Source organism: Nitrospira sp. (assembly GCA_024998565.1).
In the GTDB taxonomy this organism is placed as follows: domain Bacteria; phylum Nitrospirota; class Nitrospiria; order Nitrospirales; family Nitrospiraceae; genus Nitrospira_A.
The window spans coordinates 610,211-633,908 of the sequence record JACOEM010000001.1; the positions used below are offsets into that span (position 1 = coordinate 610,211).

The following is a 23,698-nucleotide window of genomic DNA, read 5'->3' on the forward strand; positions in this document are numbered from 1 at the left end:
CATGAGTCTGCTCGATCAATTCTTTGTCTATCATCCGGAACCGTGGAAAGAGGGCGATTGGTCCGCGGCCGGCGGCGTGCCGTTGGAGGATGTCTGGTTTCAAGCTTCCGATGGGACGAAGCTGTTCGGTTGGTATGCAGAGCAGTCTGCTGCGTCTCCGGTCCTGCTCTGGTGCCACGGGAATGCGGGCAATATGATCCACCGGTTGGACAATCTTCGCGCCCTGTATCGGTTGGGGCTGTCGGTGTTTCTGTTCGACTATCGAGGGTATGGAAGGAGCCAGGGGCGTCCCTCGGAAGACGGACTCTATCGGGATGCGATCGGGGCCTATGACTATCTCACACGCGTTCGCCGAATCAGGCCGGAACGTCTGATGATTTTCGGGCGCTCATTGGGCGGCGCGGTGGCCGGGGAACTGGCGACGCAGCGGCCTGCCATGGGGCTGCTGCTGGAGTCCTGCTTCCCTTCGATCGAGGCCGTGGCCCGCCATCATTACATGGGTTTACCGGTGCACTGGTTGCTGGGAGCCTCGTTTCGACTGGAGGATCGGCTCCCACATTTGTCATTGCCCAAGCTGTTCGTGCACGGAGATCGTGACGACATTATCCCGATCGAACTGGGCCAACAGGCTTTTGCCGCCGCCAAAGAGCCGAAGGAGTTCTACATCGTGCGCGGGGCCGATCACAACGATGTGCCGTCGGTCGGCGGGCGGGCCTATTTTGCCAAACTGTCCGCCTTCATTGCCGCTGCGTTCGGTCGCTGAGGTCGTGAGGGGCGCTCCGCACCTTCTGTGTTTTTTCTGGTCAGGATCGGTTCGCTTGGTAAGATGCGATGAAGCGATCGCGTGCTTGGCTGTGAGGTCGGCATGCGGCTCGTCATCATCTGGCAGCTGTCCGTATATTCTGCTAGAGTGCGTCCGCTCGTCGCACCGGATAGGTGTGGTAGTTGAGTCGAATCGGGCATGATGAGCTCTCGGTGAGGAGGCATGGTGCATCGGATAGGGGTGAACGCAAGAAGGTTCGTGAGGGTGGTGTGTGCAGGCGCGGTCTTGACGGTGGTGGGATGTGCCGGCGGGCCGTCTCAAACCGCGTTGAATACAAGTGCCGGGGCGGACCCCATTGCACGGGCGGAGTCTCGAGGCGAGGGGGTGAAAACAGTTCAGGTCGCTGCCGCCCCAGCCGTCTCGTCCAATGTGATTTTGGTGGCGAATAAGAACGCTCCCCCTGCGGCGACGGAACCGACTGTCGAACCGGCCGAAGATCCGTTTTACGATCCGTTTGCCAAAAGCGACGAGCCTGCGGGGGGGGAAGAATATGACCCGTGGGAGCCGCTCAATACGAAAGTGTTCGAATTCAATAGGCAAGTGGACCGCTGGGTCCTCAAGCCGGCTGCGCAGGGGTATAACGCGGTGGTGCCGAACCCGGTGCAGATCGGGATCAGTAACCTGTTTTATAACATCCGCTTTCCGTCCCGGCTGATCAACAATCTCGCCCAGGGCAAATTATCCGGTGCCGGCACCGAGGTCGGCCGGTTTCTCCTGAACAGCACCTTCGGGTTGGGCGGGCTGGTCGATGTCGCGAAGTATATGGACATCACGACGCCTGAAGAAGATACCGGGCAGACATTGGGGTATTACGGCATGAAGCCCGGGCCCTACGTAGTGCTGCCGTTTCTGCCTCCGTTTACCCTGCGGGATCTCATCGGGTATGTTGGAGATATCGCCCTGAACCCGATCAACTGGATGGTGTTCCCTATTATCGAGGTGAACGGTATTCCTTCCTTGGTCGCCCATCACAATCGGACGACCTCGTCCATCGCACAGATCGGCGGCCGGGTCGAAGAAATTCTGAACGATCGCTCGTTGAACCTGGAGAAGTTTCAGGGAGTCGAGGAAGCGACCCTTGATCTGTATACAGCAGTGAAGAACGCCTACATTCAGAAACGGCGAAACGCGATCAGGGAATAACCGGTTACCCGATCACGTTGAGTTCGCGGCCTACCTTCGCGAAGGCCGCCACGGCCCGCTCAAGTTGCGGGCGGGTGTGGGCTGCAGACAGCTGCAAGCGAATGCGGGCCTGTCCTTTCGGCACGACCGGATAGCTGAATCCCACCACGTAGATTCCTTCTTGTAGCAGGCGGTCGGCCATCTGCGTTGCGACCGTTGCCTCCCCCAGCATGACCGGAATAATCGGATGGGTGCCCGGCACAAGGGTGAAGCCGAGAGCGGTCAGCTGCCCCCTGAGCCAGCGGGCCTGCTCCATCAAGGTATGGCGCAGGTCGTCGCCTCGTTCCACCAACTCGATGGCCTTCAGTGCCGCTGCGGCGATGACCGGCGGTAGACTATTTGAGAAGAGATAGGGCCGGGAACGTTGTCGTAACAGTTCGATCAGCTCTTTCCGGCCGGTGGTAAATCCTCCGGTTGCGCCGCCCAGCGCCTTGCCAAGGGTGCTCGTGACGAGGTCAATCCGCCCGGCGACTCCAAAATGGTCCGGGGTGCCGCGTCCGCCTTTCCCCAACACGCCGGTGGCATGACTGTCGTCCACGACCACGGCGGCATCGTATCCATCGGCCAGCTCCACAATGCGGTCCAGCTTCGCCAGATCGCCGTCCATTGAAAATACCCCGTCGGTCACGATCATGCGCACGCGGCTTGAGGTCGATTCCACCAGTCGTGTCTCCAACTCGGCCATGTCGGCATGGGCATAGCGCAGCCGGGCGGCTTTGCAGAGGCGAATGCCGTCGATCAGGCTCGCGTGGTTCAAGGCATCGCTGATAATGGTATCCCGCTCGTCCAGCAGGGTTTCGAACAGTCCGCCGTTGGCGTCGAAGCAGGAGCTATAGAGGATGGTGTCTTCAGTGCCGAAGAAGGTGCTGATCGCCGCTTCAAGGGTTTTGTGCAGTCGTTGCGTTCCGCAGATGAATCGCACGGACGCCATGCCATACCCGAATTCTCTGAGTCCGTCGATGGCCGCCTGCCTCACATCCGGATGATTCGCCAACCCGAGGTAATTGTTCGCGCAGAGATTGACGACGTCCCCCTGTGCCACCTGAATCTCGGTGCTCTGCGGGCTCAGGATCTGCCGTTCGGTCTTGTAGAGACCGGCGGCACGGATCTCCGCCAGTTGTTGTTCGGCGGCTGTTTTGAGCGAGGTATAGGCCATGATCCTCGTGAAATGTAAAAGATGAAGCGTGAAACGGTTGAGGGAAGCTCCGATATCCGATCCGTTTCGTGGAACTCTGGCCCCGGTCGTTTATGGAAACAGGACTACTTTGCCGCATTGGCCGGATTTGATCAATTCAAATCCCTGGGCAAAGTCTTTAAGGGGGAATGTATGGGTGAGGACCGGACGGATATTGAGGCCGGCTTTGAAGAGACCGGCCAGGCGATACCAGGTGCTGAACAGGCGACGACCGGTAATCCCATGGACACGGATGCCTTTGAAGATGACCTCGTTGGCGAGGTCGCAGGTGACGGGGCCGGTGGGAATGCCGAACAGCGTGACGCGACCGCCGTTTTTCACCGCGCGGAAGGCATGGTGCAAGGCCGTGGGGTGTCCGGACATTTCCAACGACGCATCGACGCCTTCTCCCTTGGTGATATCCAGAATCGCTGCGGCAATGGCCTCCGGGCCGTCGGTCTTGGCGTTGAATACGTGATCGACGCCCACTTGTTTGGCCAGGCTCAGGCGGTAATCACTGACGTCGGTGGCGATAATGGTGGCGGCTCCTGCGGTGCGGGCGACGGCCGCCGCGAACAGGCCGGTCGGGCCGCAGCCGGTGATCAGAACGGTGTGGCCGGTCAAGTCTTCCACGAGGGCCGCATCGACGGCATTGCCCAAAGGTTCTTGTAGGCAAGCCAGCTCCGGCGGAATGTCCGGAGACGTTTTCCAAAGCACGGTTTCAGGGAGTGCGACGTAGTCGGCAAACGAGCCGTCCAGATCGACGCCGAGAATCCGGTAGTTCTTGCACACGTGGGCCTGGCCCGTGCGGCATTGAAAGCAGGCGCCGCAGGTCAAGTGCGATTCAGCCGCGACATAGTCGCCCACGCGCACGAGCGTGACATCCGCCCCGACGGCCACCACCTCGCCGCACATTTCATGTCCGATCGTCCTGGGAGGATGGATGCGGCTGTGGGCCCAGGCATCCCAGTTATAGATGTGGGCATCGGTTCCACACAGCGACGTGGCTTTGACCCGGATGACGGCCTCAGATGGACCGGGTGTGGGATCGGGGCGATCGGAATAGGTCAGCCCCGGTTGAGCGGCGGTCTTCACGAGTGCGCGCATGGGCTCATTATAACAAGACCGCCGGAAATGCCTAGCCGAAGCGAGAACTTGCCCGACCAGGTGGTCTCTGGCCTGAATGTGAGCATGCGGTTCGCCCGAATCGCCGGGGCAAAATACGGGTTGAACTGGGTAGGGCTCATGGGTAGGATGCGATGATGCGATACACCTTTGGTAGGGTTCCGGGCCTGGCTCTCGGCGGATTGTGGCTCGTACTAGGCCTTCTGATCATGGCTGCTCAGGCCGCAGCCGGTGCCTCTCCCGCCTCGACGCCGACACCCGCGAAGCGGTGGGCGCAATTCGAACTGGTCAGCACGGAGCCGGATGGATCGGTCCAGGTCGGCAAGGACGTCGTGCTCGGCATCACCCTTGGCGGGGTGCCCGCAGGAACCGAGTCGGTCATGGCGATCATCGAGTCTCCCGGCTTTCAGAGTCAGACGGTATCGTTGAGCGAAGACGCCGCTCCCGCGGTCTTTCAGGGCACGGCGATTCTGGAGCCCAATTCCATCTTGAAGAGCCGGACCACCGTGCATCCGAAGGCCGTGCGGATTCGGGTGTCGTTCGCTCGCGCAAAAATCACGGGGCTCGAAGAGTTTCTCAAGCGGGATGTCTATGTCACGCTCGGCGACCGGCCGGTCGAAGAAGCCGAAGCCGAGGTGGTTCCCGGGCCGCCTGCCGAGAGTCCTGAAGCCGATGCCGAGGCGGTACAAAAGGCGACGGAGCAGGTGATGGCGGTGAATGCGACCATCGCCGAGGAAGACCTCTTGCCCTTGCCGCCCCCCGGAGAATCCAAAGCCTATTGGAAGCAGGTCAGCGATTTGATCAGCCGGAACTGGAGCCGGCAGATACGCTCGATACGCCGGGCTCCCAGCAGCGAGACAGTGCGTGTGCATTTCAAGATGTATGCAAGCGGTGTGGCGCAGTTGATTCAGTTGGAGAAAGGCTCGGGAGCGCGGGATGTCAACGACGCCGGGTTGCAAACGATCATCCACGCCCATCCGTTCCCTCCGATACCGCCGGATATCAGCAGCGATGTCGTCGATGTGCATGTGCGCATGCGAACGGGGGCGAAAGTCGCGACCCGCGATGTGCAAATGACGGTCGAGAAAAAACCGTCCAAGCCTGTCGTGCCCCCATCACCGAAGGAAGGCACCGCCGGAAGCGGTCCTGCAAAGGAGTAGCTATGACGAATCGGATCGGTCGTGCGATGGCCATGTGGTGTATGGGCGCAACGGTGCTGTTCGGCGCGACGTTCGGGCATGCCGAGACGGCGCGATACGATGTGGATCTGGATCATTCGATCGTGGAGTTCAAAGTCGCCCATATGGTGATTTCAAAAACCACCGGGCATTTCAAAGACTACACCGGATTTATCGAAATGGACCCCGACGCCGGGACGGTCAAGGGGCTTGAAGCGACGATCAAGACGGCCTCGGTGACGACCAACCATGAAAAGCGCGACGCGCATCTGCGCAATCCCGATTTCTTCGATGTCGAGAAATACCCGACGATCACGTACAAAATGAAGAGCTACAAAAAGACGGGCGACGGCTATACCGCCGTCGGTGATCTGACGCTGCATGGCGTGACGAAAGAGGTGACGCTCACGGGCAATTTCAACGGGGTCACCAAGGATCCGTGGGGGAATATCCGGGCCGGATTTACGGCCGAAGGCAAAGTGAACCGGAAAGACTTCGGCATGGTGTGGAACAAGGCCCTTGATAGCGGAGGGCTGGTGGTGGGAGACGAGGTCTTCATCAAGCTGGACATCGAGTGTATTAAAGCCAAGTCGTAAGTCGAATACCCCCTCTCTCAGAAGCCGCACGCCTGCCCGGTCACCATGCCGGGCAGGCGGATCCAGCCGCGGCGCATGCAGCGAGGTCTCTCTGAATCAGCGCTGCGGGCCGCCCTCTCCGTGATGCCGGTTGTAACCGACACAGCAGCTGGTTGAGGCGCAGGGAGGATGTCCCCGGGCATCCGGTTCTTGTTCGGGCTGGTCCCTTGGCCGCGTTACGGGCGACTCGGTGCTGTGGGCCGATGGGTGGTGTGGGGTGATGGATCAACAAGGGGCATTCGGAGGCCGAGAGTAGGAGCATCGTCATGTGTCGCAAGCGGGCTGGAAAAATCGGATCGGGCATCGGTGACATACGCGGGATGTGGATGGGCCGGCTGGTGACAGTGCTGGCGTTACTGTGGAGCCTGGCTGCCGTGGAAGCCGGGGCGCTGGAGTTTACAGCCGATCAGATCACCAAGATCAATGGTCGAACCCAGAAGTCCAACATTTTCTATCGGGACAACATGTGGCGGATCGAACATCACACGATGGGGCCCGTCAACATCAGCATTGTGCGCAAAGACAAGAAGGTAGTCTGGCTCCTGCTGTCGCGTATGAAGCACTTCAAGACCGTGCCGTACCTGGCGGAGCAGGATCTGAAGGTCACGGAGCGGCTGGAAGGGGAGGTGTCGCGCGAAGAGATCGGGACGGAAACGCGCGAGGGGCATCCGACCACGCTCTATGAAGTGACGGTGAAGGAAGGCGAGCGGACGGAAGTCTACTATCAATGGCTCGCGACCGATATCCACTTTCCGATGAAACTGGCCAAGAAAGACGGGAGCTGGATTGTCGAGTACCAGCACGTCAAATTCAGGCCCCTGATCGACTATCTGTTTCAGTTGCCGCTCAATTTCGAGCCATTGGAAGAGTTCGATCACCAGCCGGCTGCCGCGGAACCGAGCCAGCAGCCGATGTAATGCGTGTTCGAAGATAAAGGAGTCTCATCGTGCGTAAGCTAGGAACGGCCCTGTGGGCTATGAGTGCGGTGGTCTTGGGAATGAGCGGGTCCCTCTATGCGCTGGATGTTGCCGATGTCGTTCGTGAATGGACGCCGGAAGGCAAGAAGCTGGCGATGGAGCGCGCCAAGTTGCCGGCGCATGACGAGATGATCCGTATCCCGGCGGGCGAGTTCCTCATGGGGAGCGATAGAAAAGTCGACAAGAATTCTTACCTGGCCGAATTTCCTCAGCGGAAGATCTATCTCGATGCCTATGAGATCGACAAGTACGAAGTCACCACGGTGCAGTTCTTGAAGTTTGTCCTGGCGTCGAACCGCGACCCCCTCATCGATTGGCAGTATGACGGCGGGAATTTTCAGGAGACGATGGTCAGTCACCCGGTCATGCACGTGTCCTGGTTCGACGCAGAGGCGTACTGCAAGTGGGCGGGGAAACGGTTGCCGACCGAGGCGGAATGGGAAAAGGCCGCGCGCGGTGAGGATGGGCGCATTTATCCATGGGGCAATCAGATGGCCGGACTCTCCAGGGCGAATTTTGGCCGTACGGGCCTGTCAGGACCGGTGCGAGACCGCCCCGAGCGGCTGTTGCTCTATCCGCCGATCATTTCTGTCGACAAGTACGACAATGCCGCCAGCCCCTATGGCGTGTTTCAGATGGCGGGAAATGTGGCCGAGTGGGTCGCAGACTGGTACGACCCGAAATACTACACCACCGGACCGGATAAGAATCCGAAAGGCCCGGAGACGGGGAGTCAGCGGAGCTTTCGCGGCGGAGGCTGGATCGACAGCACCCCCAGCGTGCGTGTCGCGCAGCGCAATGGCACGGATCCTAATACCAAAATGAACTGGATGGGTTTCCGCTGTGCGCGGGATGTGAACGAAGGGGCCTCAGGACAGCCGACCGAAGCGAAGTAGTCGGAGGTGCCTCACCTGGCAATTCCCACACAGCGAAGGACCAATCAGCTCGTCTCAGGCCTGATGAGCCTTGTTCTGCTGCTCGCGGCCTGTCAGATTGAGGATCTCAACATTGAGATTCTGAATGAAGACGGATCAGTTCTATTCATCGTTCACGAAAACGATGCACCGGATCCCACACCTCTAAGCCGGTTCGGCGTCGTCTCTCACTACTCCGGCGCGAGATGGGAGGTTGCGACCTACGAAGAGTCATCGCTGTACAGGATGCAAGACGGCAAGAAGCTGCTCAAACCGCTGGATGAGTTGCCGGAGATCAATGCTCTCGCAGTGGGAGCGATTCGGTTCGGGGAGGTGCCGAGCGGGTTTTTCATCCAGGGCTCCTCAGGCAATCACCTCGTCGCGTTGGAGGAAGGCAGAGTCTACGAAGCCTATGCCAACCGAGGCGCACAGCGAGGGCACATATCATTCACGATTGAGCATGGGGTAGCCGTCAAGCTTCCTCCCGTCACGCACCCGCTTTCCTCGCCATAAGCGAGTGGGCCTGTTCGCTCGTCTCTTTCACCAGAATCCCCATCTTTCCGTGTGAGGGCTCGAAATCCACCGGCAAGCCGTGGCTGCGGATGCGCTCGCTGGCGGTGGGACCGATGGAGGCGACGACCAGTTGCCGGCAGATCGTTTTGAACTGCGCCGTGTTTCCTTCCTGCTCCACGACCTGCATCACGTGATCGATCTGGGCGGCATTGGTCACCAGCATCACCTGCACCTGCCCAGCCAGAATCTGGTTGATGACCAGTTTCAGTGGAGCCGTGTCTTCCGGGAGTGCCCAGCGGTAGACGGGCACCTGAACCACATTGGCTCCACGCTGCTTCAACGCCTCCAGCAAGTCGCGGTTCGGTAACCCGTATTCTTGCACCGCCACGCGTAACCCTGTGACCGGCCGGTAGGCATCCAGTGTCGAGACGACATCCACCCAGGTGTTGGGCTCCGGGACCGTCAACGTCGGTTGGAATCCCAGAGCTTTGAGTGCGGCCACCGGTTTGGGGCCGCGCGCAATGAGCACCGTCTCTTTTAAAGCATTCTTGATCGTGTCTTTGGCGTGACGGCTGTGCAGGATTTCGAAGAGGGTGGTCGTGCCGGCCCCGGTCAGCAGGACCAGCACGTCGAGGCCTTCAGTCAACAGCAGCTCGCCGAATTGCAGCGCGGCAGAGTTGTCTTCCAACGGAATTTCCCGCAGGGCCGGTGCCACCAGCGGTTTGCCGCCGTGGCGCTCGATCAGCCGCGTCATTTCCGCCGCCATGCGCGATTCAAACGCAGCGACGGTCAACCCGTTAAACCCCGCACTGGCCATCGTACTCCGTGATTCAACCACCGGTTACCCCGCCGGCTGAGTTACTTCGCATCTATCGCGCACCGGAACCCGGTCGATTCATTTCTGATCGTCGGATCGCTGTCTACGCGAGTGAAGATACGGACCGTGGGGGTCTCATTTTGCCAGCCGGCGCCTCGAATGACCTTCTTCTCGCCGCTGTCCGGTCCCGGAGGATTCTTGTCGGGGCTCTTTTCGTAGTACCTCGCATCGTACCAGTCGTTGACCCACTCCCAGACATTGCCGGCCATGTCATAGACACCGTACGGACTTTTTCCGCTCTCGTAGCTGCCCACCGGCATGAGCGTCTTCTCGCCGATCCACTTCTGGTTGAAGTTGAGATGTTTGTCGGTCGGTTCGACGTTGCCCCAGGGGAAGCGCCAGTCGTTGTTGCCCTTGGCGGCCTTCTCCCATTCGGCCTCTCGCGGCAATCGCCTGCCGGCCCACTTGCAGTAGGCGTCGGCATCGGCCCAATCGACATTGATCACCGGACGGTCGGCCAGGGAGGCTGGAATGCCGATGCCCTCCCAGAGATTGCGGGTCGGGTTTTTGGGATTTTGCGGAACGCGGTGGTTCGTGGCCTTCACGAATTCCAGGTAGCGCGCGTTCGTGACTTCATACTTGTCGATATAGAAGTCGGTAATCTCCACGACGTGGCGTGGGTATTCATCGCGTCCGCCGTCGCGGTCTCCGGTCGGCACGCCCATCGGGTACGACCCTGATGGAATCAGGATCAACGGCGCGCCATCCTTCCCTGTGATCTCTTTGGGGAGAGCCGTCTGTTGCGCTGCGAATACGTGCGAACTCACATCGTTCAGTCCGATGAGCGCCACCACTATTGCGAGGACGGATCGTGCCACCATAGCTCAACACTCCTTTGGTTCAAAAAAGTCGATGGCAGATCGTACCACAGCGGCGGAGAATTCAGACACGGCTTGGGCGGAGAATGTGTTCGCCGGGGGTGGCCGAGGCCGGAGAATGAGGATTGACGGGGTGACGGGCCCCCACCTACTATACGGCCAAGGAGACTCCGACGTGCCGACTCATCGAGGCTTGCGACATCTGGCCCTGCGTGTGACCGACCTTGCCCGGTCCCGTTCGTTCTATGAGCGATTTCTGGGCATGAAAGTGGTGTGGGAGCCCGACCCGGACAATGTGTACTTCAGTTCGGGATCTGACAACCTGGCCCTGCATCAAATCGCGTCTGCCGAGTTGGCTCACTACCAGCCGTTGGGTGGGCAGTTACTCGATCACGTCGGTGTGATTCTGGAAAGCCCGGCGCACGTGGATGAGATGTTCCGCGATGTCCAGCAGGATGCGGCTCAGTATGGGGCCACCATCGCCAAGCCTCCCAAGCAACATCGCGACGGCAGCTACTCCTTCTACTTTACTGATCCGGACGGGAATGTCATCCAGGCGTTATACGAACCGACGATCAGCCGGATGGAATTCTTGCCTCCCGCCTGACCACCATGGGTATTTGGGACACATTGCCGCGCGATCAGTATGTAGGGCTGGCGCCCTGGGTGTGGGTGCAGCTCGAAAGTAATCAGCCCCCGGGGCCGTTTCCATTCATCGGCGGTGTGGCCCCGGAGGTGGTGGCGAGTTTGCACGAAGCCCACAGCCTCTTTCTCGCCTGTGTGGAAACCGCCATCAGCGATGTGTTCTCCCGTCGCGCGACACTCGGCGACCCACAGACCAGGGTACGGCTGGAAGACGCCTATGCCGAGCTGGTCAATTCCCGACAACAGCTGAGTCAGCACATCACGGCCCGGCGTCAGCCGGATGGGCAGTTTCACTGGTCGCATCCCTTCGATGCCACGAAATCCGCCACCGTGGTCAACAGCGGCCTGCGCATCTTCAATGCCGTGAAACGTCAGGCGATTCCTGTGCCGTTTGAGCGTCCTATGGGACCGGTGGTCGGAAAACTGCTGGGGATGTTAGATGGCACGCAGCAGGCCGGGGCGATTCAGACGATCGTGGCGACGGCCGGTCGGGACGGCGAGCGGCTGTTGACCAAGTTGATGGAGTTGTTGGTCCAATACGAATGCCTCACGACGACGAAGCACGCCTCGATTCGAGACCAGTGGTTGGCCAATACCAAGGATCGGGACACGATTCATCTGGGCCATGCCGCGTTGATGTACCGGCAGCAGGACCGGTTCCTGTTGTTTGATCCTTGGCTGTTGCCCTGGTTCGCAGAGTCGAATGTGCCGAGCCTCTGGGTCTCGATGTTGCCGAAACCGGCCGCGATCTTTTTGACCCATGACCACGATGACCACGTGGATCCCCGGACCCTGCTGCATGTGCCGAAAGACGTGCCGATCGTGATTCCCAGCCGGCGCAATAGGAAGAAGTTTTTCTACGACTACCTACCGCTGCTTCGGGAGCTGGGATTTACTCACATCGTCGAACTGGCGCACGGGGAGACTTGGAACTTCGACGGCGGCGCCGTGGTCTCCGTCCCGTTTTACGGCGAAGATCCTTGCGATTTGGAGATGCCGAGAAACTGCTACCTCGTGACCGATCGCGGGCAGAATGTGCTGGTGCATGCGGACAGCGGTCCGACCAACAGCGGCCGGTCGGCCATCAAGGAAGGGGTGCTTCAGCAGCTCGTCCAGAAATATGGTCCCATCGCGCTGGTACTGGCCTCGCAGCAGCAGCTACAGGAAATCCGGAGTTATGCCGCCCATGCGCCCCTGTCCCACCCGGGCCTTTGGCTCGAAGTCGGAGAGAACGGGTACCTCACGAACGGGTATCTGGACGAGCTCTGCGCCGTCGCCCGGGCGAAGCTGTTTGTGTCGTATGCCACCGGCGGCGCCGACTGGTATCCCGATCACTTGTCCTTTATGTTCAGCCAGCGCAATCCGGCGCGCACGGCGCTTCTCACGGCGAACTGGGAGCAGCCGGAAAAATTGAAAGATCTTCTCGGAGTGCGAGGGTGCGGGTATCATCGCGCTCATGCGTTGGATCTGTTCCGGAGCAGCGGTGACGGGACGGTGCAGGTGTCATCTGCGGCCGAGGCCCTGGCGCCCTTGTCGCTCTATCGACTGGATCACGGGGATCCGGCATTCATGAAGCGCAGCGGACGGTAATCGGTTAACAGGCTGTTCAAAAAAGTCGTCCAGCCAGGCCACAGCAAGCGAAGAGGCTCATCGTACTCGTGCAGTACGGTGAGCTTCTGAGGTTCACGACGCTGAATACAGCGCGTCACGTTTGTGAACGCCGCCGAGACGGTGAGGCGGCCGTGTCTTGCCGGAACGATGCTGGCGAGCTTTTTGAGCAGCCTGTTGGGAAAGGAAGGGAGCGATATGGGGTCTGGGAAAGGATTAGTGCTTGTCACCGGCGCCGCCGGATTTATCGGGTCTCATGTGAGCCGGCGATTGCTCGATCGTGGCGACACCGTGCTCGGTCTGGACAATCTGAATGACTACTACGACGTGCGCCTCAAAGAGGCGCGGCTCGCGCGCCTGAGTTCTCATCCCCAATTTCAGTTCGTCAAACTGGATCTGTCCGATCGTGCGGGGATGGCGGCGCTTTTTGAGCAGCATGCCATTCGGCGCGTGGTGCATCTGGCGGCGCAGGCCGGCGTCCGGTACTCCCTGGTCAATCCGCATGCCTACACCGCCAGTAACATTGACGGGTTTCTGAACATTCTCGAAGGCTGTCGGCATCACAAGGCCGAGCACTTGGTCTATGCCTCCACGAGTTCGGTGTACGGCGGCCACACGAAGATGCCGTTCTCAGTGCACGACAATGTCGATCATCCCGTGTCGCTCTACGCCGCGACCAAGAAGGCGAACGAACTCATGGCGCATTGTTATGCGCACCTGTATCGCTTCCCGATTACGGGATTACGGTTCTTTACTGTCTACGGGCCCTGGGGCCGTCCGGATATGGCATTGTTTCTCTTTACGAAGGCGATTCTGGAAGGAAAGCCCATCGACGTGTTCAACCACGGGAAGATGCAGCGTGACTTTACCTATGTCGACGATATCGCCGAAGGAGTGTTGCGCACGCTTGATCGGCCCGCTCAAGCCGACCCGGCCTGGGCGAGTGACAACCCCGACCCCGGCAGCAGCTCCGCACCCTATCGGCTGTACAACATCGGCAATCACCAGCCGGTCGAACTGCTGCGATTTATCGAGGTTCTGGAACAGACGCTGGGCATGAAAGCCCAAAAGAACTTCCTCCCTCTCCAGGCCGGCGACGTGCCTGCGACCTATGCCGATGTCGCGGATCTCATGCGTGATACGGGCTTCAAGCCCGCGACCTCTATCGAGACCGGCATCGCCCGCTTCGTCCAGTGGTATCGGGAGTACTACAAAGTGTGATGGCATGCGGAGCGCGTGCTCCTGCAGCGGTTCTCCAGGGAGGTGGTTGAGGAACTCGTCAGGCCCACTCGGCCACCTCCGACACCCACCTGATCGCGTATTGCGACAACAGCCAGTAGAGTTCCTTGAACCCGTGCACGCGTTTGACGCTATCCATGCAGAGGGATGCGTGACGACGGGTGCAATGGCCTCTGGTTACTCGGTCGTGTGAATGTGATGTTCCGGGGTTCCCGCCAGTGGCGGATCGTTCCTCCTCCTTGCAGTTCTGCGACGCGGTTCCATTCTGCTGTCGATAGGCGCAATCAATCCGTCCCGGCCAATTAAGATGAGTCGCGCGGCGCGGCGTCTCGAGCCGTTGCGAGCCGACTTGTCCGGGATGCTGAGTCGGGACTTGTTGTGGCTGAGAGTATGGAGTAAATTGGAAATAAAGCTCCCCTCTCTATGCAAAGGGCGTCAGTGGACATGAGCAGAAATGGAATGATTCTGTCGTTAGTCGCAGCAGGATGGCTGGTGCTGGCCGGGCAAGGTCTTGCACTGGCTGAAGCGCCTTCGACTGAGACAGCGGCCTGGAGTGAGTTGCGCAGCCAATCATCGAACGTCTTGTCCCAGGCCCCTGCAACGGGCGAGAGGCAAGTCGATCTCTTTCGGCAGACGCCCACCTTGAGTGGTCGTGTGCAGGTCAGCGAACAGACCCTGATCCCGTATGTGGGGGCCGGATTCGGCGGGGGATACGTGACGGAGCGGGATCGAGCCCTCGGTCCCATGCCGGGAGTTCCACAGCAAAACCTCTTGGGCGATTCGTTAGGCTTGGGCAAGGGCATGATGCCGAACGAGTTTCAGATGGGTATTCGCATTCCGTTTTAAGTCCTGCCGGTTGCGTCGCTGCACTACAGCCTGAATCATCCATTCCGGTTTAAGTGACTAAAAGAGCCGACGGGCGAGGTCTGCCGGGTCGACTCCATCCAGCGTTGAAAAGACCAGGTGCGCCTCCGCTAGTTGGGATGCCGGGTAGGTCGTCGCAACGGCGAGGACGCGCATGCCCGCCTTCAGGCCTGCCAGAACTCCCGCCCGAGAATCTTCGATCACCAGACATTCGCTCGCCTTGAGCAAGGGTGGGCGGGGCATGCGTGCGTTCAGCTGCCTGAGGGTGAACTCATAGATCGCCGGGTCCGGTTTGCCGACGGCGCAGTCATCCGCGGACACAATCACCTCAAACGCCTGTTCGATGGGTGTGCCGGTGAGCGCGGCAAGGATCTGCTCTCGTCGGCCGCCGGATGCCACTGCCAGACGGTACGCTGTGGCTGCGCGCTGCACGAACCCGGTGACCCAGGGAAACAATGCCGGTTTATGCAGGGCGGTATGTTGGCGGAACAAGCCGGCCTTTCGTTCGATAATCCCGGCGTGAATCGCCGGGTCGCACATTCCGTCCCGTTTTTCGAGTAATGCGGCTGCACAGGTTCGTTCATCCATCCCCAGGTAGGTCCCGTAGTATTCCTCCTTGCTCAGGCTGAGTCCCGCTTCGGCCAACGCCTGCTGAAAGCAACGCAGGTGGGGCGTTTCATCGTCGGCGATCACGCCGTTGAAGTCGAACATGATGGCGCGCAGAGCGGCCTCCCTGGTTCATGTTGTCCTACGCGGTGCGCGCTACTCTACCCGAGCGCGGGTGGTCGGACAAGCGGAACTCCTTGTCCCGCCGAGGTCCCTACGGTATGCTGCGTCACGACAACGTGTCGAGACCCGTTCGCAACCACAATCCCATTCACATGACACAATGAGTGACTACGCAGTTCTCGGCGATCTCTTGGTGATCTATGCGGTGTCCACTGCGGTGGTCTTCGTGTTTCATCAATTTCGCCTGCCGTCGATCGCCGGATTCCTGGTGGCCGGTGCCCTGATCGGTCCCCATGGGTTGCATCTGATTCCCGATGTGTCGCAGGTGCAGGTCCTGGCTGAGATCGGGATCGTGTTGCTGCTGTTTACGATCGGGATGGAATTTTCCTCCGCGCACTTTGCGGCTGCCCGGCGCATTCTCATGGTTGCCGCGCCGGTTCAAACGGGGGGCGTCCTGGTCCTGGCATTGCTCGGAGCTCTGGCGGTGGGTCTCTCGTATCAACAGGGGATTTTCTGGGGCTTTCTCCTCTCATTAAGCAGCACGGCCATCGTGCTGAAAGCCCTTTCAGAACAGGGGGAGAGTGATTCGTTTCACGGTCGCGCCACCGTTGCGATTCTGATCTTTCAGGACCTTGCCGTCGTTCCGATGATGCTGGTCACGCCGATCCTGGGTACTCCGAGCGGGAGTGCGATGGGGACGGTACTGATGACTTTGGTCAAGGCGGCGATTGTGGTCGGGTTGATCGTTGCGGCCGCTTGGTATCTCGTGCCGCGGCTCCTGCGTCATATCGTGCGGAGTCGAAGCCGTGAGCTGTTTCTGCTCTCGATCATCGTGCTCTGCCTCGGGATTGCCTGGCTGACGTCGCTGGGCGGACTTTCCCTCGCGCTCGGTGCGTTTATCGCCGGGTTGGTCATTTCTGAATCCGAGTACAGCCATCAGGCGCTTGCCGAGGTCCTGCCCTTCCGTGACAGTTTCAATAGCCTGTTCTTCGTGTCGATCGGCGTCTTGATGGACATGCGGGTGGTGCTGGAGCATCCCTTCATTGTGCTGGGCCTCTTGCTGGCGGTCCTTGTCGGAAAACTGATCACCGGGAGCGGGGCGATGGTGGCGGCCGGGGCTCCGCCCAGATCGTCGGTGTTGGTCGGGGTGGCGCTCGCGCAGGTCGGCGAATTCAGTTTCATCCTGGCGCAACAGGGGCAGGATGCCGGTTTGTTCACCGGCGATCAGTATCAGTTATTTCTGGCGGTGTCGGTGTTGACCATGGTGGTGACGCCGTTCTTGATGCAATGGTCGCCCGATCTGGGGCGACGGATCGAAGCGATGCAGCGCGTCCGGGGCTGGATGCCGACCCGTACCGCCGCGCATGTCGAGCAGCTGGAAGGTTCCCAGATCCGGATCAAAGACCATGTCATTATTGTGGGCTACGGGCTCAACGGTCGAAACCTCGCCCGCGTATTGAGCGAAACCGAAATCCCGCATGTGGCCCTGGACCTGGACGGCGAAACGGTGCGCCGCGAGGCGCGTCATGGCGTGCCGATCTACTACGGCGACGGCTCGAATGCCAACGTGCTTCGGCATATGAAGATCGATGACGCCAAAGTGCTGGTCGTGGCCTTGTCCGATCCGTTCACGGCCCGGAGAACGGTGAAGGTGGCCAAAGGATTAAATCCGAAGCTCCACATCGTCGTGCGGACGCGCTATTTGAGAGAGTTGGAAGAGTTGCATCAACTGGGTGCGGACGATGTGGTGCCGGAAGAGTTCGAAACGTCGATCGAAATCTTTGCCCTGGTGCTGCGCACCTACAGTTTGCCGCAGGAATTCGTGGCACGAAAAGCGGAGCAAATCAGGCGAGAAGGGTATGCGTTGTTGCGGCGGAGCGAGATGCCGGAGCTGGCTCATCATCTCCGCGGGGGGACGTTGACCGATGTCGAAGTGGAAACCTGCCGGATCGATGACGAGGCTCCGGCAGTAGGAAAGTCGCTGACAGAACTCTCCATTCGCCCACGGACCGGCGCATCGGTGATCGCCTGGACTCGCAGCCAGGTCACCCAATCAAATCCGTCTGAAACCGTGCGCCTGCAGGCCGGCGACGTCGTCACATTGCTCGGCTCCCGCGACCAGATTCGTCGGGCCATGGCGCTCTTGAACGAGCCTAACCACGGCACGAGTCACCAACTCACATAACCCGGTCGGTTAACTTCTCCAGCGAAGCGTCACGCGGTCTTTCAGCGGATGGTCTAAGGGACGTCCGGTTTGGACGGCGGTGAGATGGGCGGCTTTCAGTTTGTAGTACCACTTGGCGGGCGTATCGGCGTCATCGATCAGCATGAGCGCCGGTTTATATTTCAGCCCCACGGCTTGCCGCTCCATCGCCTGCTTGTCCTGCTTCATGAAGATGTTGGCGAAATAACGAAACAGCGGCTTGGCAAAGGGCAGCCAGGGAAGGATGTTCCAGGCCGCGGCAAAATCGATCCGGCATTGTTGCTCGCCCACGGGCGTGACCGTGGCGCGCGAAGAGACGTACATCGAACCGCATTGTACGAACTCGAAGCGTTGATTGGGGAGCACAAAGTCGATGGTCGTCGTCAAGGGCCCGCCGTAGAGCCGGTTGAGGAGCTTATAGGGTCCGCTGTTCTTCGACGGCGCATGGGGAACCATGCGAAACCCGTTCGGGATGGGCTCGAAGGTTTTCGCTTTATCGTGCATGCTGGCTTTGGTTCGCCACCAGGAGCTCTGGTGCACAAAGGGACCGTGGGCCGGGTCCATGAGTCCGACGATGCCGTCGTCGATCGTGCAGTCCAGAATCGTCGAGATCTGGATCATGCGATAGGGTTCGGACGGGAGCGGGAGACGCGGGAGTTCCGGAACCGGTTGTTTCGGCTGTTGCGGATCAGGGAGAAACACCCAGACATATCCGTCCTGATCCTGGCAGGGATACGAGGTGATGCCGATCTTTTCCGGTTGAAGCGGGGACCCTTCCACGAGTGCCGGAATATGGCGGCAGCGGCCGCAGGTATCGAACTGCCATCCGTGGTAGGCGCATTCGACGCGCTCTCCATCAAACTGTCCGAACGAAAGCGGCATGCCGCGATGCGGGCAAATGTCGCGCATGGCCGCCACCTGGCCCTGCTTGTCACGGCAGACGAGAATCGGTTGTCCTAACATGACCTGGGTTTGCATCTGGCCGACTGACAGAGCCGTGCTTGTGGTGGCTGGATACCAGAAGCCGAAGAGCGGGGCGCTCTTACTCGGTTTGAGTTCGGTGATGAGGTCTGTGCTCATGAGTGATGCAGTCGCCGGGTTTGGCGCGGTGCGTGAGATGTTCGCCGCCGAATGGACTATAACGGCGGGCCCGCAACAGGTCAAGCAATCGGCAGTCTAGGGCGAAGGCGGCACGATCCTGACGGCCAAGCCGCGCTTCTGATCCCGCGTTTCTTGACAAGAAAAAGAAGCGGAGACTATAGTCAATTTCCATTGCACGCGACTCCATTTCCAGACTCCGAGAGGCGAGGTACCCGCATGACAACCGCACAAATCGAGCCCACGGCTGCGCTGGCGGAACTCCGCGAGTCGAAGGCGGATCGTGTCACGATCGTGCTCCTCAGCGGAGACCTCGATAAAGCCATGGCCGCCTTCATCATCGCCACCGGCGCGGCAGCGATGGGCATGCAGGTCACGGTGTTCTTTACGTTCTGGGGCCTCAATACGATCCGTAAGAAAGGCGCGAGCAGCTCCGCGTCTGACTGGCTGCGTCGGATGTTCGGGTTCCTCAACAAGGGCGGAGCCGATACGTTGCCCCTCTCGCGTTTTCATTTCTGGGGGTTGGGCACGAAGATGATGCAAGTGGTGATGAAGCAGAATCGTATGCCGGGCGTGCCGGAGCTCATGCAGATGGCGCTGGACCTCGGTGTCCGGTTCATCGCCTGCACGACGACGATGGGTCTGATGGGCATCACGAAAGATACGTTGATCGACGGGATCGACCAATTTGCCGGTGTGACCACCTACTTGGCCGAGGCCAAGCAGGGCAGCGTCAATCTGTTTATTTAAGCGAGGGGCTGAGGAGCGGCACGATGCAGGCTGATGTGAAACTCGATACGCTCGGGTATTTTTGCCCGATGCCGATTATTCTGACGTCCAAGAAAATCAAGGAACTGACGACCGGTCAGGTGCTGGAAATCGTGTCGGACGATGAAGGCATCAAGAAGGATATGCCGGCCTGGTGCGAGACGACCGGCCACGAAATGGTGGGGCTCGAAGAGGAGCAGAGTGCTTCCAAGCGGATCTATAAGGCCTTCGTCAAGAAAACCAAGTAGGGGCAGCGACAGGCGCGCGAACGCGGGGCCGTCCAGTTCAGTAAAGCCGGAGGGCATGATTACCAGCCTCCGGCTTTTTTGTTGTCTCGGACTTTCAGGGTAAGCGGGGCGGACCGGGTTGAGTGAGAGAGGGAACGTCGTGAGCCAGGTTGTTGAATGCGTCCCGAATTTCAGCGAGGGACGGAACTCCGAGGTCGTCGATGCGTTAGCCGGAGTGGTCCGCTCAGTGCCCGGTGTCGTCCTGTTGGATGAAACGAAGGATCCGGACCACCACCGGGCCGTCGTGACCTTCGCCGGCCGGCCCTACGCGGTGGCCGAGGTGGCTTATCAGATGGCGCGGATGGCCTCCCAGTTGATCGATCTCCAAAACCATCACGGCGAACATCCGCGCGTCGGGGCGACGGATGTGATGCCGTTTGTGCCGATTCGTGGCGTCAGTATGCAGGATTGTGTGCAACTGGCTCGCATGGTCGGCCAGCGTATCGGAAATGAGTTGAAAATCCCGGTGTTTCTATACGAACAGGCGGCGACCAAGCCTGAACGGAGACAGCTGGAGTGGATTCGTAAGGGTGGCTTGAAGGGACTGGCGGATCGGATGGCAAGCGACCCTGCGTGGGTGCCGGACTTCGGCCCGAAGCAACTGCACCAGACGGCCGGGGCCACGGTGGTGGGAGCGCGATGGCCGCTGATCGCCTTCAACGTGAATCTGAAGAGCCGCGATCTGTCGGTTGCCAAGGCCATCGCCAAGGTGGTGCGCCAGTCTAGCGGCGGGCTCCCGTTCGTCAAAGCGATCGGCGTGGAACTGAAAAGCCAACAACTCGTACAGGTGTCGATGAACCTGACGAACCATGAAGAGACCCCGCTCCATGTCGTGTTTGCGGCGGTGCAGCGGGAAGCGGCGGCTCGTGGTGTGGAGGTGGCGGGCACAGAGATCGTCGGGTTGGTGCCCGAACAGGCGCTCATGGAGACGGCGCAGCAGGCCCTCTGTCTCAACCAATTCGATGGACGGCAGGTGCTGGAATCGCGATTGGACCGTCCCGAATCGCGGGAGGCAATCGGGCGGATGGCGGCGTCGCAGCCGATGAAGGAGCAGACGCCGTCGCCCACGAAGGTCGGGGCGCCGGACGGGAAGATGCCGGAGCATCAGGGACAAACCGGCGGCAGCGCGGGGGCCCAGTCGGCGGCGTTTGCGGCCGGGTTGGGGATGATGGTGGCAAAGCTGACTCGCGCGCGTGCGGTTGAAACGCGTTTATCCGAAATTTGCACCCGCTTTCATGAGTTGGCGCAAGCGGATCGAGATGCCTACGCACGGGTACTCCAGGCGAGAAAGCTTCCGATCACCCATCCTGACCGTCCGCTCCAACTCTCATCGAACTTGCTGGGGGCGATAGAGACGCCGTTGGAAATTGTGAAGTTGTCCTGTGAACTCATTCCATTGCTGCGGGGCCTCCTGACGCACACGAAACCGGAGCTTCAACCGGATCTGAAGATGGGCCTTCGTCTCGCCGATGCCGTCATCGACGGGTGCCTCGGAATGGTGGAGGAGAACATGAAAATTCAACCAAATCAGCTACTTATTGCCTCGATTCGGGAGCGATTCTCCGTTGCGGAACAAATGCTTGTGGATGCGAAATCGCTATGCTACACTCCGCCCTTCGATTCGTGGGCCCAAAACATGTTGAATATTCTGAAACTTCGGTGAAAGAGAGTCGAAGGTAGCTGACAATGGAAATTAAGGTTTTCAATAACAACGTCGAAAAAGCCCTGAAGGTCGCCAAGAAGAAATTGGCGGGCGAAGGATTGTTCCGCGAACTGAAGCGCCGCCGCTACTATGAAAAGCCGAGCGTTCGGAAGAAGGCGAAGGAGCGAGAAGCTCAGCGCCGCCGGCAGAAGTGGCTCGCGAAGAGACGGCCCGAATAGACGTCAGGCGTTCGTTCCCTCCGACGACTAGTTCGACCATTCCCAGTTAAATTCCCCGCTCCGGCAGATTCATGCAGGCGCAAGAGATCCACGCCGCCATCCGAACGGTCAAGCGGGAAATCGCCCGCTGGCCCGATCCGGTTGTCGGCGTCGTCGCCAGACAGTCAGGCCGTGATCCGTTCCTGGTGTTGATCTCCTGCCTCCTGAGTCTGCGCACGAAAGACAAGACCACAGCCGAAGCCAGCGAGCGGCTCTTCGCCTTGGCGTCCACACCGGCGACCATGCAGGCGCTGACCATTCCGGTCATCGAGCGCGCCATCTATCCCGTCGGGTTCTATCGGACAAAAGCCAAACAGATTCAGCAGATCTGTGCCCAGCTCCTTGAGCGGTACCATGGTCGGGTGCCGGACATGATCGATGAATTGCTGACGTTGCCGGGAGTCGGGAGAAAGACGGCCAATCTGGTGGTGACGGTCGGGTATGAAAAGCCGGGGATTTGCGTCGATATTCACGTCCACCGGATCAGCAATCGATGGGGGTACGTCAGGACCAAGAGTCCCGATGAAACGGAAACGGCCCTCCGCGAGAAACTTCCGCGCAAGTATTGGATCACATTCAACGATCTGCTTGTGCCCTACGGACAGCACCTCTGCCAGCCGGTCTCGCCGTTGTGTAGCCAGTGCAAGATTGCGACGTATTGCGATCGTGTCGGCGTGACGAAAAGTCGTTAAGCGTGGAGCGCCGATACGCCCCAAGCCACCACTTTCTCAGCGAGATACGAACAACGGGATACGAAGGACCTGGTCAAATGAACAGTTTGGTTTCCGCCTGCGCAGTGAGCGACAGGATGGAGGGGAGACCGAGCACTTCGTCCACGTTGCGTTCCACCGCGCCCGCTTCCACTCCCATATATTCGAGACCCGCGCTGCAGGCAATGAGGCGGAAGTGCCCGACCAGACGTGCTTCCTGGAACATCTCGGAGATCTTCGGGACCTTCTTCTCCTTCAGAAGCCGGGCGACCTGTTCTGCCGAGGCGGCATATTCGGGTGGAAAGTCGATCTCGTCGATCTTTCCTTCTGAGAGTTTCTTAATCGTCCAGAACAGCAACACCACAATGACGTCCTTACCCATGGCGGCGGCGGTGAGGCCGAGGGTCGCGACCTGGTGCAGTTTGTCGTAGGTGGCGTTGTGGGCAAAGATGACGAACTTGGGTTTACCCGACATGGCGGCTACTGAACCTTCTGTCTGGTTTTGACGCTATTCACAAAGTCGGTGATGGCCGCATCCACTTCGGCGGGTGTCATGGCGCGATCGTGCATCTCGCTCTCGTCGAGGAGATAGCGCTCCCCTTCTTTTTCCTGTCGCACCACCACGGAGTTTTCCGGTGTGACCTCGACCCGCATAAACCATTCTTTCCGGCCCTTGGTAATCACCACTTCTTTGCCGAGTCCGATCCGGGTGATGTCGATCTGAAGTTCCGACTCAGTGGTGCCATCAGCTGCCCAAGCTGCGTGGCTGCTGAGCGCAACGGGGCACAAGGAGAGGGCGAATCCGAGAACGGCTAAGCCGGAGGCCTGAAGCCAGGCTCTCAACGGTCGTGCGCTGCAGGGTCGCATCGGCGGCATGGTGCGGAATTATAACCGGCGGAGCAGGCAAGGTAAACCGGCTTGGCTTCGTCACCCTTTCCGCCATGCAAAGCCCCATGCTAGGATGCGCCGGTGATAAGCGAACTCCTGACGCAGATCGAATCCTACGTGCCGGCGAATGTGCTGATCTGGTTTGCCGTTTCCTCCGTGTTCATGTTCGTGGGGACCTTGATCGCGATTCCCATCATTTTGATGCGATTGCCGGCGGACTATTTTGATGTCCGCACTCCGCGCCCCTGGATGGAGAACCATCATCCGATCCTTCGCGTGATTGGTCATGTGGTGAAGAATGTCGTGGGCGCGATTTTTCTGTTCGCCGGTTTTCTCATGCTGTTTCTGCCCGGACAGGGCGTCCTGACGATGTTGATCGGCCTCTCCTTGATTGAATTCCCAGGCAAGCGGCGGGTGGAGGCCAAGATCGTGGGGCAGTCCACCGTTCTCAGCACCATCAACGCCATGCGGGCCAAGTTCGACAAACCGCCGCTCATCATTGCACCGGATTGAGAGCGCTGCG

General features: G+C 59.7%; 26 protein-coding genes. 18 read left to right on the forward strand and 8 right to left on the reverse strand.

Translation table 11 applies throughout. The annotated features are described in order from the left end of the window. The first annotated feature begins 1 nt into the window (after position 1). Both H8K11_03120 and H8K11_03125 read left to right on the forward strand, forming a co-directional pair. Positions 2–763, forward strand: a complete 762-nt coding sequence (locus tag H8K11_03120; protein ID MCS6262723.1) for an alpha/beta hydrolase — start codon at positions 2–4, stop codon at positions 761–763. Between the two features lie 258 nt (positions 764–1,021). Then, positions 1,022–1,966, forward strand: a complete 945-nt coding sequence (locus tag H8K11_03125; GenBank protein ID MCS6262724.1) for a VacJ family lipoprotein — start codon at positions 1,022–1,024, stop codon at positions 1,964–1,966. A 4-nt stretch (positions 1,967–1,970) separates the two neighbouring features. Here H8K11_03125 and H8K11_03130 read toward each other — a convergent pair whose 3' ends face one another. Continuing rightward, complete coding sequence (locus H8K11_03130) at positions 1,971–3,161, reverse strand: glycine C-acetyltransferase (protein ID MCS6262725.1); 1,191 nt, start codon at positions 3,159–3,161, stop codon at positions 1,971–1,973. A gap of 90 nt (positions 3,162–3,251) precedes the next feature. Beyond that, positions 3,252–4,286 (reverse strand): L-threonine 3-dehydrogenase, encoded by a 1,035-nt coding sequence (gene tdh / locus H8K11_03135; GenBank protein MCS6262726.1) that lies wholly within the window; start codon positions 4,284–4,286, stop codon positions 3,252–3,254. 152 nt (positions 4,287–4,438) lie between these two features. Between tdh and H8K11_03140 the strand changes: the two genes are divergently transcribed. The 5 genes from H8K11_03140 (at position 4,439) to H8K11_03160 (ending at position 8,521) form a co-directional block, all read left to right on the forward strand. Then, positions 4,439–5,464, forward strand: a complete 1,026-nt coding sequence (locus H8K11_03140; protein MCS6262727.1) for an energy transducer TonB — start codon at positions 4,439–4,441, stop codon at positions 5,462–5,464. 2 nt (positions 5,465–5,466) lie between these two features. Next, a complete protein-coding gene (locus tag H8K11_03145) occupies positions 5,467–6,078 on the forward strand; it encodes a polyisoprenoid-binding protein (GenBank protein ID MCS6262728.1) in 612 nt (203 codons plus the stop codon). 305 nt (positions 6,079–6,383) lie between these two features. Beyond that, the gene (locus H8K11_03150) at positions 6,384–7,034 is read left to right on the forward strand and encodes a hypothetical protein (protein ID MCS6262729.1); all 651 of its coding nucleotides are present in this window, start codon (positions 6,384–6,386) and stop codon (positions 7,032–7,034) included. Between the two features lie 29 nt (positions 7,035–7,063). Beyond that, a complete protein-coding gene (locus tag H8K11_03155) occupies positions 7,064–7,990 on the forward strand; it encodes an SUMF1/EgtB/PvdO family nonheme iron enzyme (GenBank protein ID MCS6262730.1) in 927 nt (308 codons plus the stop codon). Between the two features lie 6 nt (positions 7,991–7,996). Then, entirely contained in the window at positions 7,997–8,521 is a 525-nt protein-coding gene (locus tag H8K11_03160; GenBank protein ID MCS6262731.1) for a hypothetical protein, read from the forward strand. Here H8K11_03160 and H8K11_03165 read toward each other — a convergent pair. Together H8K11_03165 and H8K11_03170 are read right to left on the reverse strand one after the other, a co-directional pair. Beyond that, positions 8,496–9,338, reverse strand: a complete 843-nt coding sequence (locus tag H8K11_03165) for a uroporphyrinogen-III synthase (GenBank protein ID MCS6262732.1) — start codon at positions 9,336–9,338, stop codon at positions 8,496–8,498. The genes H8K11_03160 and H8K11_03165 overlap by 26 nt on opposite strands. Before the next feature lie 41 nt (positions 9,339–9,379). After that, the gene (locus H8K11_03170) at positions 9,380–10,219 is read right to left on the reverse strand and encodes an SUMF1/EgtB/PvdO family nonheme iron enzyme (GenBank protein MCS6262733.1); all 840 of its coding nucleotides are present in this window, start codon (positions 10,217–10,219) and stop codon (positions 9,380–9,382) included. Between the two features lie 115 nt (positions 10,220–10,334). Between H8K11_03170 and H8K11_03175 the strand changes: the two genes are divergently transcribed. The 4 genes from H8K11_03175 (at position 10,335) to H8K11_03190 (ending at position 14,554) form a co-directional block, all read left to right on the forward strand. Further along, positions 10,335–10,823, forward strand: a complete 489-nt coding sequence (locus H8K11_03175) for a VOC family protein (protein MCS6262734.1) — start codon at positions 10,335–10,337, stop codon at positions 10,821–10,823. A 5-nt stretch (positions 10,824–10,828) separates the two neighbouring features. Further along, positions 10,829–12,451: an MBL fold metallo-hydrolase gene (locus H8K11_03180; GenBank protein ID MCS6262735.1), complete on the forward strand. Its 1,623-nt coding sequence runs from the start codon at positions 10,829–10,831 to the stop codon at positions 12,449–12,451. Positions 12,452–12,667: 216 nt separating this feature from the next. Beyond that, on the forward strand, positions 12,668–13,690 hold the full coding sequence (locus H8K11_03185; GenBank protein MCS6262736.1) for an NAD-dependent epimerase: 1,023 nt from the start codon (positions 12,668–12,670) through the stop codon (positions 13,688–13,690). A gap of 477 nt (positions 13,691–14,167) precedes the next feature. Beyond that, on the forward strand, positions 14,168–14,554 hold the full coding sequence (locus H8K11_03190; protein ID MCS6262737.1) for a hypothetical protein: 387 nt from the start codon (positions 14,168–14,170) through the stop codon (positions 14,552–14,554). Between the two features lie 57 nt (positions 14,555–14,611). Here the strand turns inward: H8K11_03190 and H8K11_03195 are convergent, their stop codons facing one another. Next, positions 14,612–15,283 carry an HAD family phosphatase gene (locus H8K11_03195; GenBank protein ID MCS6262738.1) on the reverse strand — a complete coding sequence of 224 codons (672 nt, stop codon included), beginning with the start codon at positions 15,281–15,283 and terminating at the stop codon, positions 14,612–14,614. A 178-nt stretch (positions 15,284–15,461) separates the two neighbouring features. On the opposite strand from H8K11_03195, the gene H8K11_03200 reads away from it, so the two are divergent. After that, the gene (locus tag H8K11_03200; GenBank protein MCS6262739.1) at positions 15,462–17,486 is read left to right on the forward strand and encodes a cation:proton antiporter; all 2,025 of its coding nucleotides are present in this window, start codon (positions 15,462–15,464) and stop codon (positions 17,484–17,486) included. A gap of 9 nt (positions 17,487–17,495) precedes the next feature. Here the strand turns inward: H8K11_03200 and H8K11_03205 are convergent, their stop codons facing one another. Then, the gene (locus H8K11_03205) at positions 17,496–18,584 is read right to left on the reverse strand and encodes an aromatic ring-hydroxylating dioxygenase subunit alpha (GenBank protein MCS6262740.1); all 1,089 of its coding nucleotides are present in this window, start codon (positions 18,582–18,584) and stop codon (positions 17,496–17,498) included. Positions 18,585–18,821: 237 nt separating this feature from the next. Here H8K11_03205 and H8K11_03210 point away from each other — a divergent pair, with 237 nt between their 5' ends. The 5 genes from H8K11_03210 (at position 18,822) to H8K11_03230 (ending at position 22,269) form a co-directional block, all read left to right on the forward strand. Continuing rightward, the gene (locus H8K11_03210) at positions 18,822–19,352 is read left to right on the forward strand and encodes a DsrE/DsrF/DrsH-like family protein (GenBank protein MCS6262741.1); all 531 of its coding nucleotides are present in this window, start codon (positions 18,822–18,824) and stop codon (positions 19,350–19,352) included. A 23-nt stretch (positions 19,353–19,375) separates the two neighbouring features. Further along, positions 19,376–19,618, forward strand: a complete 243-nt coding sequence (locus tag H8K11_03215) for a sulfurtransferase TusA family protein (protein ID MCS6262742.1) — start codon at positions 19,376–19,378, stop codon at positions 19,616–19,618. Positions 19,619–19,757: 139 nt separating this feature from the next. Beyond that, complete coding sequence (ftcD, locus tag H8K11_03220) at positions 19,758–21,320, forward strand: glutamate formimidoyltransferase (protein ID MCS6262743.1); 1,563 nt, start codon at positions 19,758–19,760, stop codon at positions 21,318–21,320. Positions 21,321–21,343: 23 nt separating this feature from the next. Next, positions 21,344–21,538: a 30S ribosomal protein S21 gene (locus H8K11_03225; GenBank protein ID MCS6262744.1), complete on the forward strand. Its 195-nt coding sequence runs from the start codon at positions 21,344–21,346 to the stop codon at positions 21,536–21,538. A gap of 71 nt (positions 21,539–21,609) precedes the next feature. Further along, on the forward strand, positions 21,610–22,269 hold the full coding sequence (locus H8K11_03230) for an endonuclease III (protein ID MCS6262745.1): 660 nt from the start codon (positions 21,610–21,612) through the stop codon (positions 22,267–22,269). A 73-nt stretch (positions 22,270–22,342) separates the two neighbouring features. Here the strand turns inward: H8K11_03230 and H8K11_03235 are convergent, their stop codons facing one another. Together H8K11_03235 and H8K11_03240 are read right to left on the reverse strand one after the other, a co-directional pair. Further along, positions 22,343–22,762: a hypothetical protein gene (locus tag H8K11_03235; GenBank protein MCS6262746.1), complete on the reverse strand. Its 420-nt coding sequence runs from the start codon at positions 22,760–22,762 to the stop codon at positions 22,343–22,345. Between the two features lie 5 nt (positions 22,763–22,767). Beyond that, positions 22,768–23,163 (reverse strand): hypothetical protein, encoded by a 396-nt coding sequence (locus H8K11_03240; GenBank protein ID MCS6262747.1) that lies wholly within the window; start codon positions 23,161–23,163, stop codon positions 22,768–22,770. A 93-nt stretch (positions 23,164–23,256) separates the two neighbouring features. Between H8K11_03240 and H8K11_03245 the strand changes: the two genes are divergently transcribed. Continuing rightward, positions 23,257–23,688, forward strand: a complete 432-nt coding sequence (locus tag H8K11_03245) for a hypothetical protein (protein ID MCS6262748.1) — start codon at positions 23,257–23,259, stop codon at positions 23,686–23,688. Positions 23,689–23,698: the final 10 nt, after the last annotated feature.

What these genes read in the sequence shown, in the direction of transcription:
- H8K11_03170 (MCS6262733.1), bottom strand. Translation starts at nt 10,219, where the DNA reads ATGGTGGCACGATCCGTCCTCGCAATAGTGGTGGCGCTCATCGGACTG.
- H8K11_03145 (MCS6262728.1), top strand. Translation starts at nt 5,467, where the DNA reads ATGACGAATCGGATCGGTCGTGCGATGGCCATGTGGTGTATGGGCGCA.
- H8K11_03190 (MCS6262737.1), top strand. Translation starts at nt 14,168, where the DNA reads ATGATTCTGTCGTTAGTCGCAGCAGGATGGCTGGTGCTGGCCGGGCAA.
- H8K11_03120 (MCS6262723.1), top strand. Translation starts at nt 2, where the DNA reads ATGAGTCTGCTCGATCAATTCTTTGTCTATCATCCGGAACCGTGGAAA.
- H8K11_03225 (MCS6262744.1), top strand. Translation starts at nt 21,344, where the DNA reads ATGGAAATTAAGGTTTTCAATAACAACGTCGAAAAAGCCCTGAAGGTC.
- H8K11_03200 (MCS6262739.1), top strand. Translation starts at nt 15,462, where the DNA reads ATGAGTGACTACGCAGTTCTCGGCGATCTCTTGGTGATCTATGCGGTG.
- H8K11_03195 (MCS6262738.1), bottom strand. Translation starts at nt 15,283, where the DNA reads ATGTTCGACTTCAACGGCGTGATCGCCGACGATGAAACGCCCCACCTG.
- H8K11_03165 (MCS6262732.1), bottom strand. Translation starts at nt 9,338, where the DNA reads ATGGCCAGTGCGGGGTTTAACGGGTTGACCGTCGCTGCGTTTGAATCG.
- H8K11_03215 (MCS6262742.1), top strand. Translation starts at nt 19,376, where the DNA reads ATGCAGGCTGATGTGAAACTCGATACGCTCGGGTATTTTTGCCCGATG.
- H8K11_03240 (MCS6262747.1), bottom strand. Translation starts at nt 23,163, where the DNA reads ATGCCGCCGATGCGACCCTGCAGCGCACGACCGTTGAGAGCCTGGCTT.
- H8K11_03140 (MCS6262727.1), top strand. Translation starts at nt 4,439, where the DNA reads ATGATGCGATACACCTTTGGTAGGGTTCCGGGCCTGGCTCTCGGCGGA.
- H8K11_03205 (MCS6262740.1), bottom strand. Translation starts at nt 18,584, where the DNA reads ATGAGCACAGACCTCATCACCGAACTCAAACCGAGTAAGAGCGCCCCG.
- H8K11_03175 (MCS6262734.1), top strand. Translation starts at nt 10,335, where the DNA reads ATGAGGATTGACGGGGTGACGGGCCCCCACCTACTATACGGCCAAGGA.
- tdh (MCS6262726.1), bottom strand. Translation starts at nt 4,286, where the DNA reads ATGCGCGCACTCGTGAAGACCGCCGCTCAACCGGGGCTGACCTATTCC.
- H8K11_03210 (MCS6262741.1), top strand. Translation starts at nt 18,822, where the DNA reads ATGACAACCGCACAAATCGAGCCCACGGCTGCGCTGGCGGAACTCCGC.
- H8K11_03130 (MCS6262725.1), bottom strand. Translation starts at nt 3,161, where the DNA reads ATGGCCTATACCTCGCTCAAAACAGCCGCCGAACAACAACTGGCGGAG.
- H8K11_03180 (MCS6262735.1), top strand. Translation starts at nt 10,829, where the DNA reads ATGGGTATTTGGGACACATTGCCGCGCGATCAGTATGTAGGGCTGGCG.
- H8K11_03185 (MCS6262736.1), top strand. Translation starts at nt 12,668, where the DNA reads ATGGGGTCTGGGAAAGGATTAGTGCTTGTCACCGGCGCCGCCGGATTT.
- H8K11_03235 (MCS6262746.1), bottom strand. Translation starts at nt 22,762, where the DNA reads ATGTCGGGTAAACCCAAGTTCGTCATCTTTGCCCACAACGCCACCTAC.
- H8K11_03230 (MCS6262745.1), top strand. Translation starts at nt 21,610, where the DNA reads ATGCAGGCGCAAGAGATCCACGCCGCCATCCGAACGGTCAAGCGGGAA.
- H8K11_03150 (MCS6262729.1), top strand. Translation starts at nt 6,384, where the DNA reads ATGTGTCGCAAGCGGGCTGGAAAAATCGGATCGGGCATCGGTGACATA.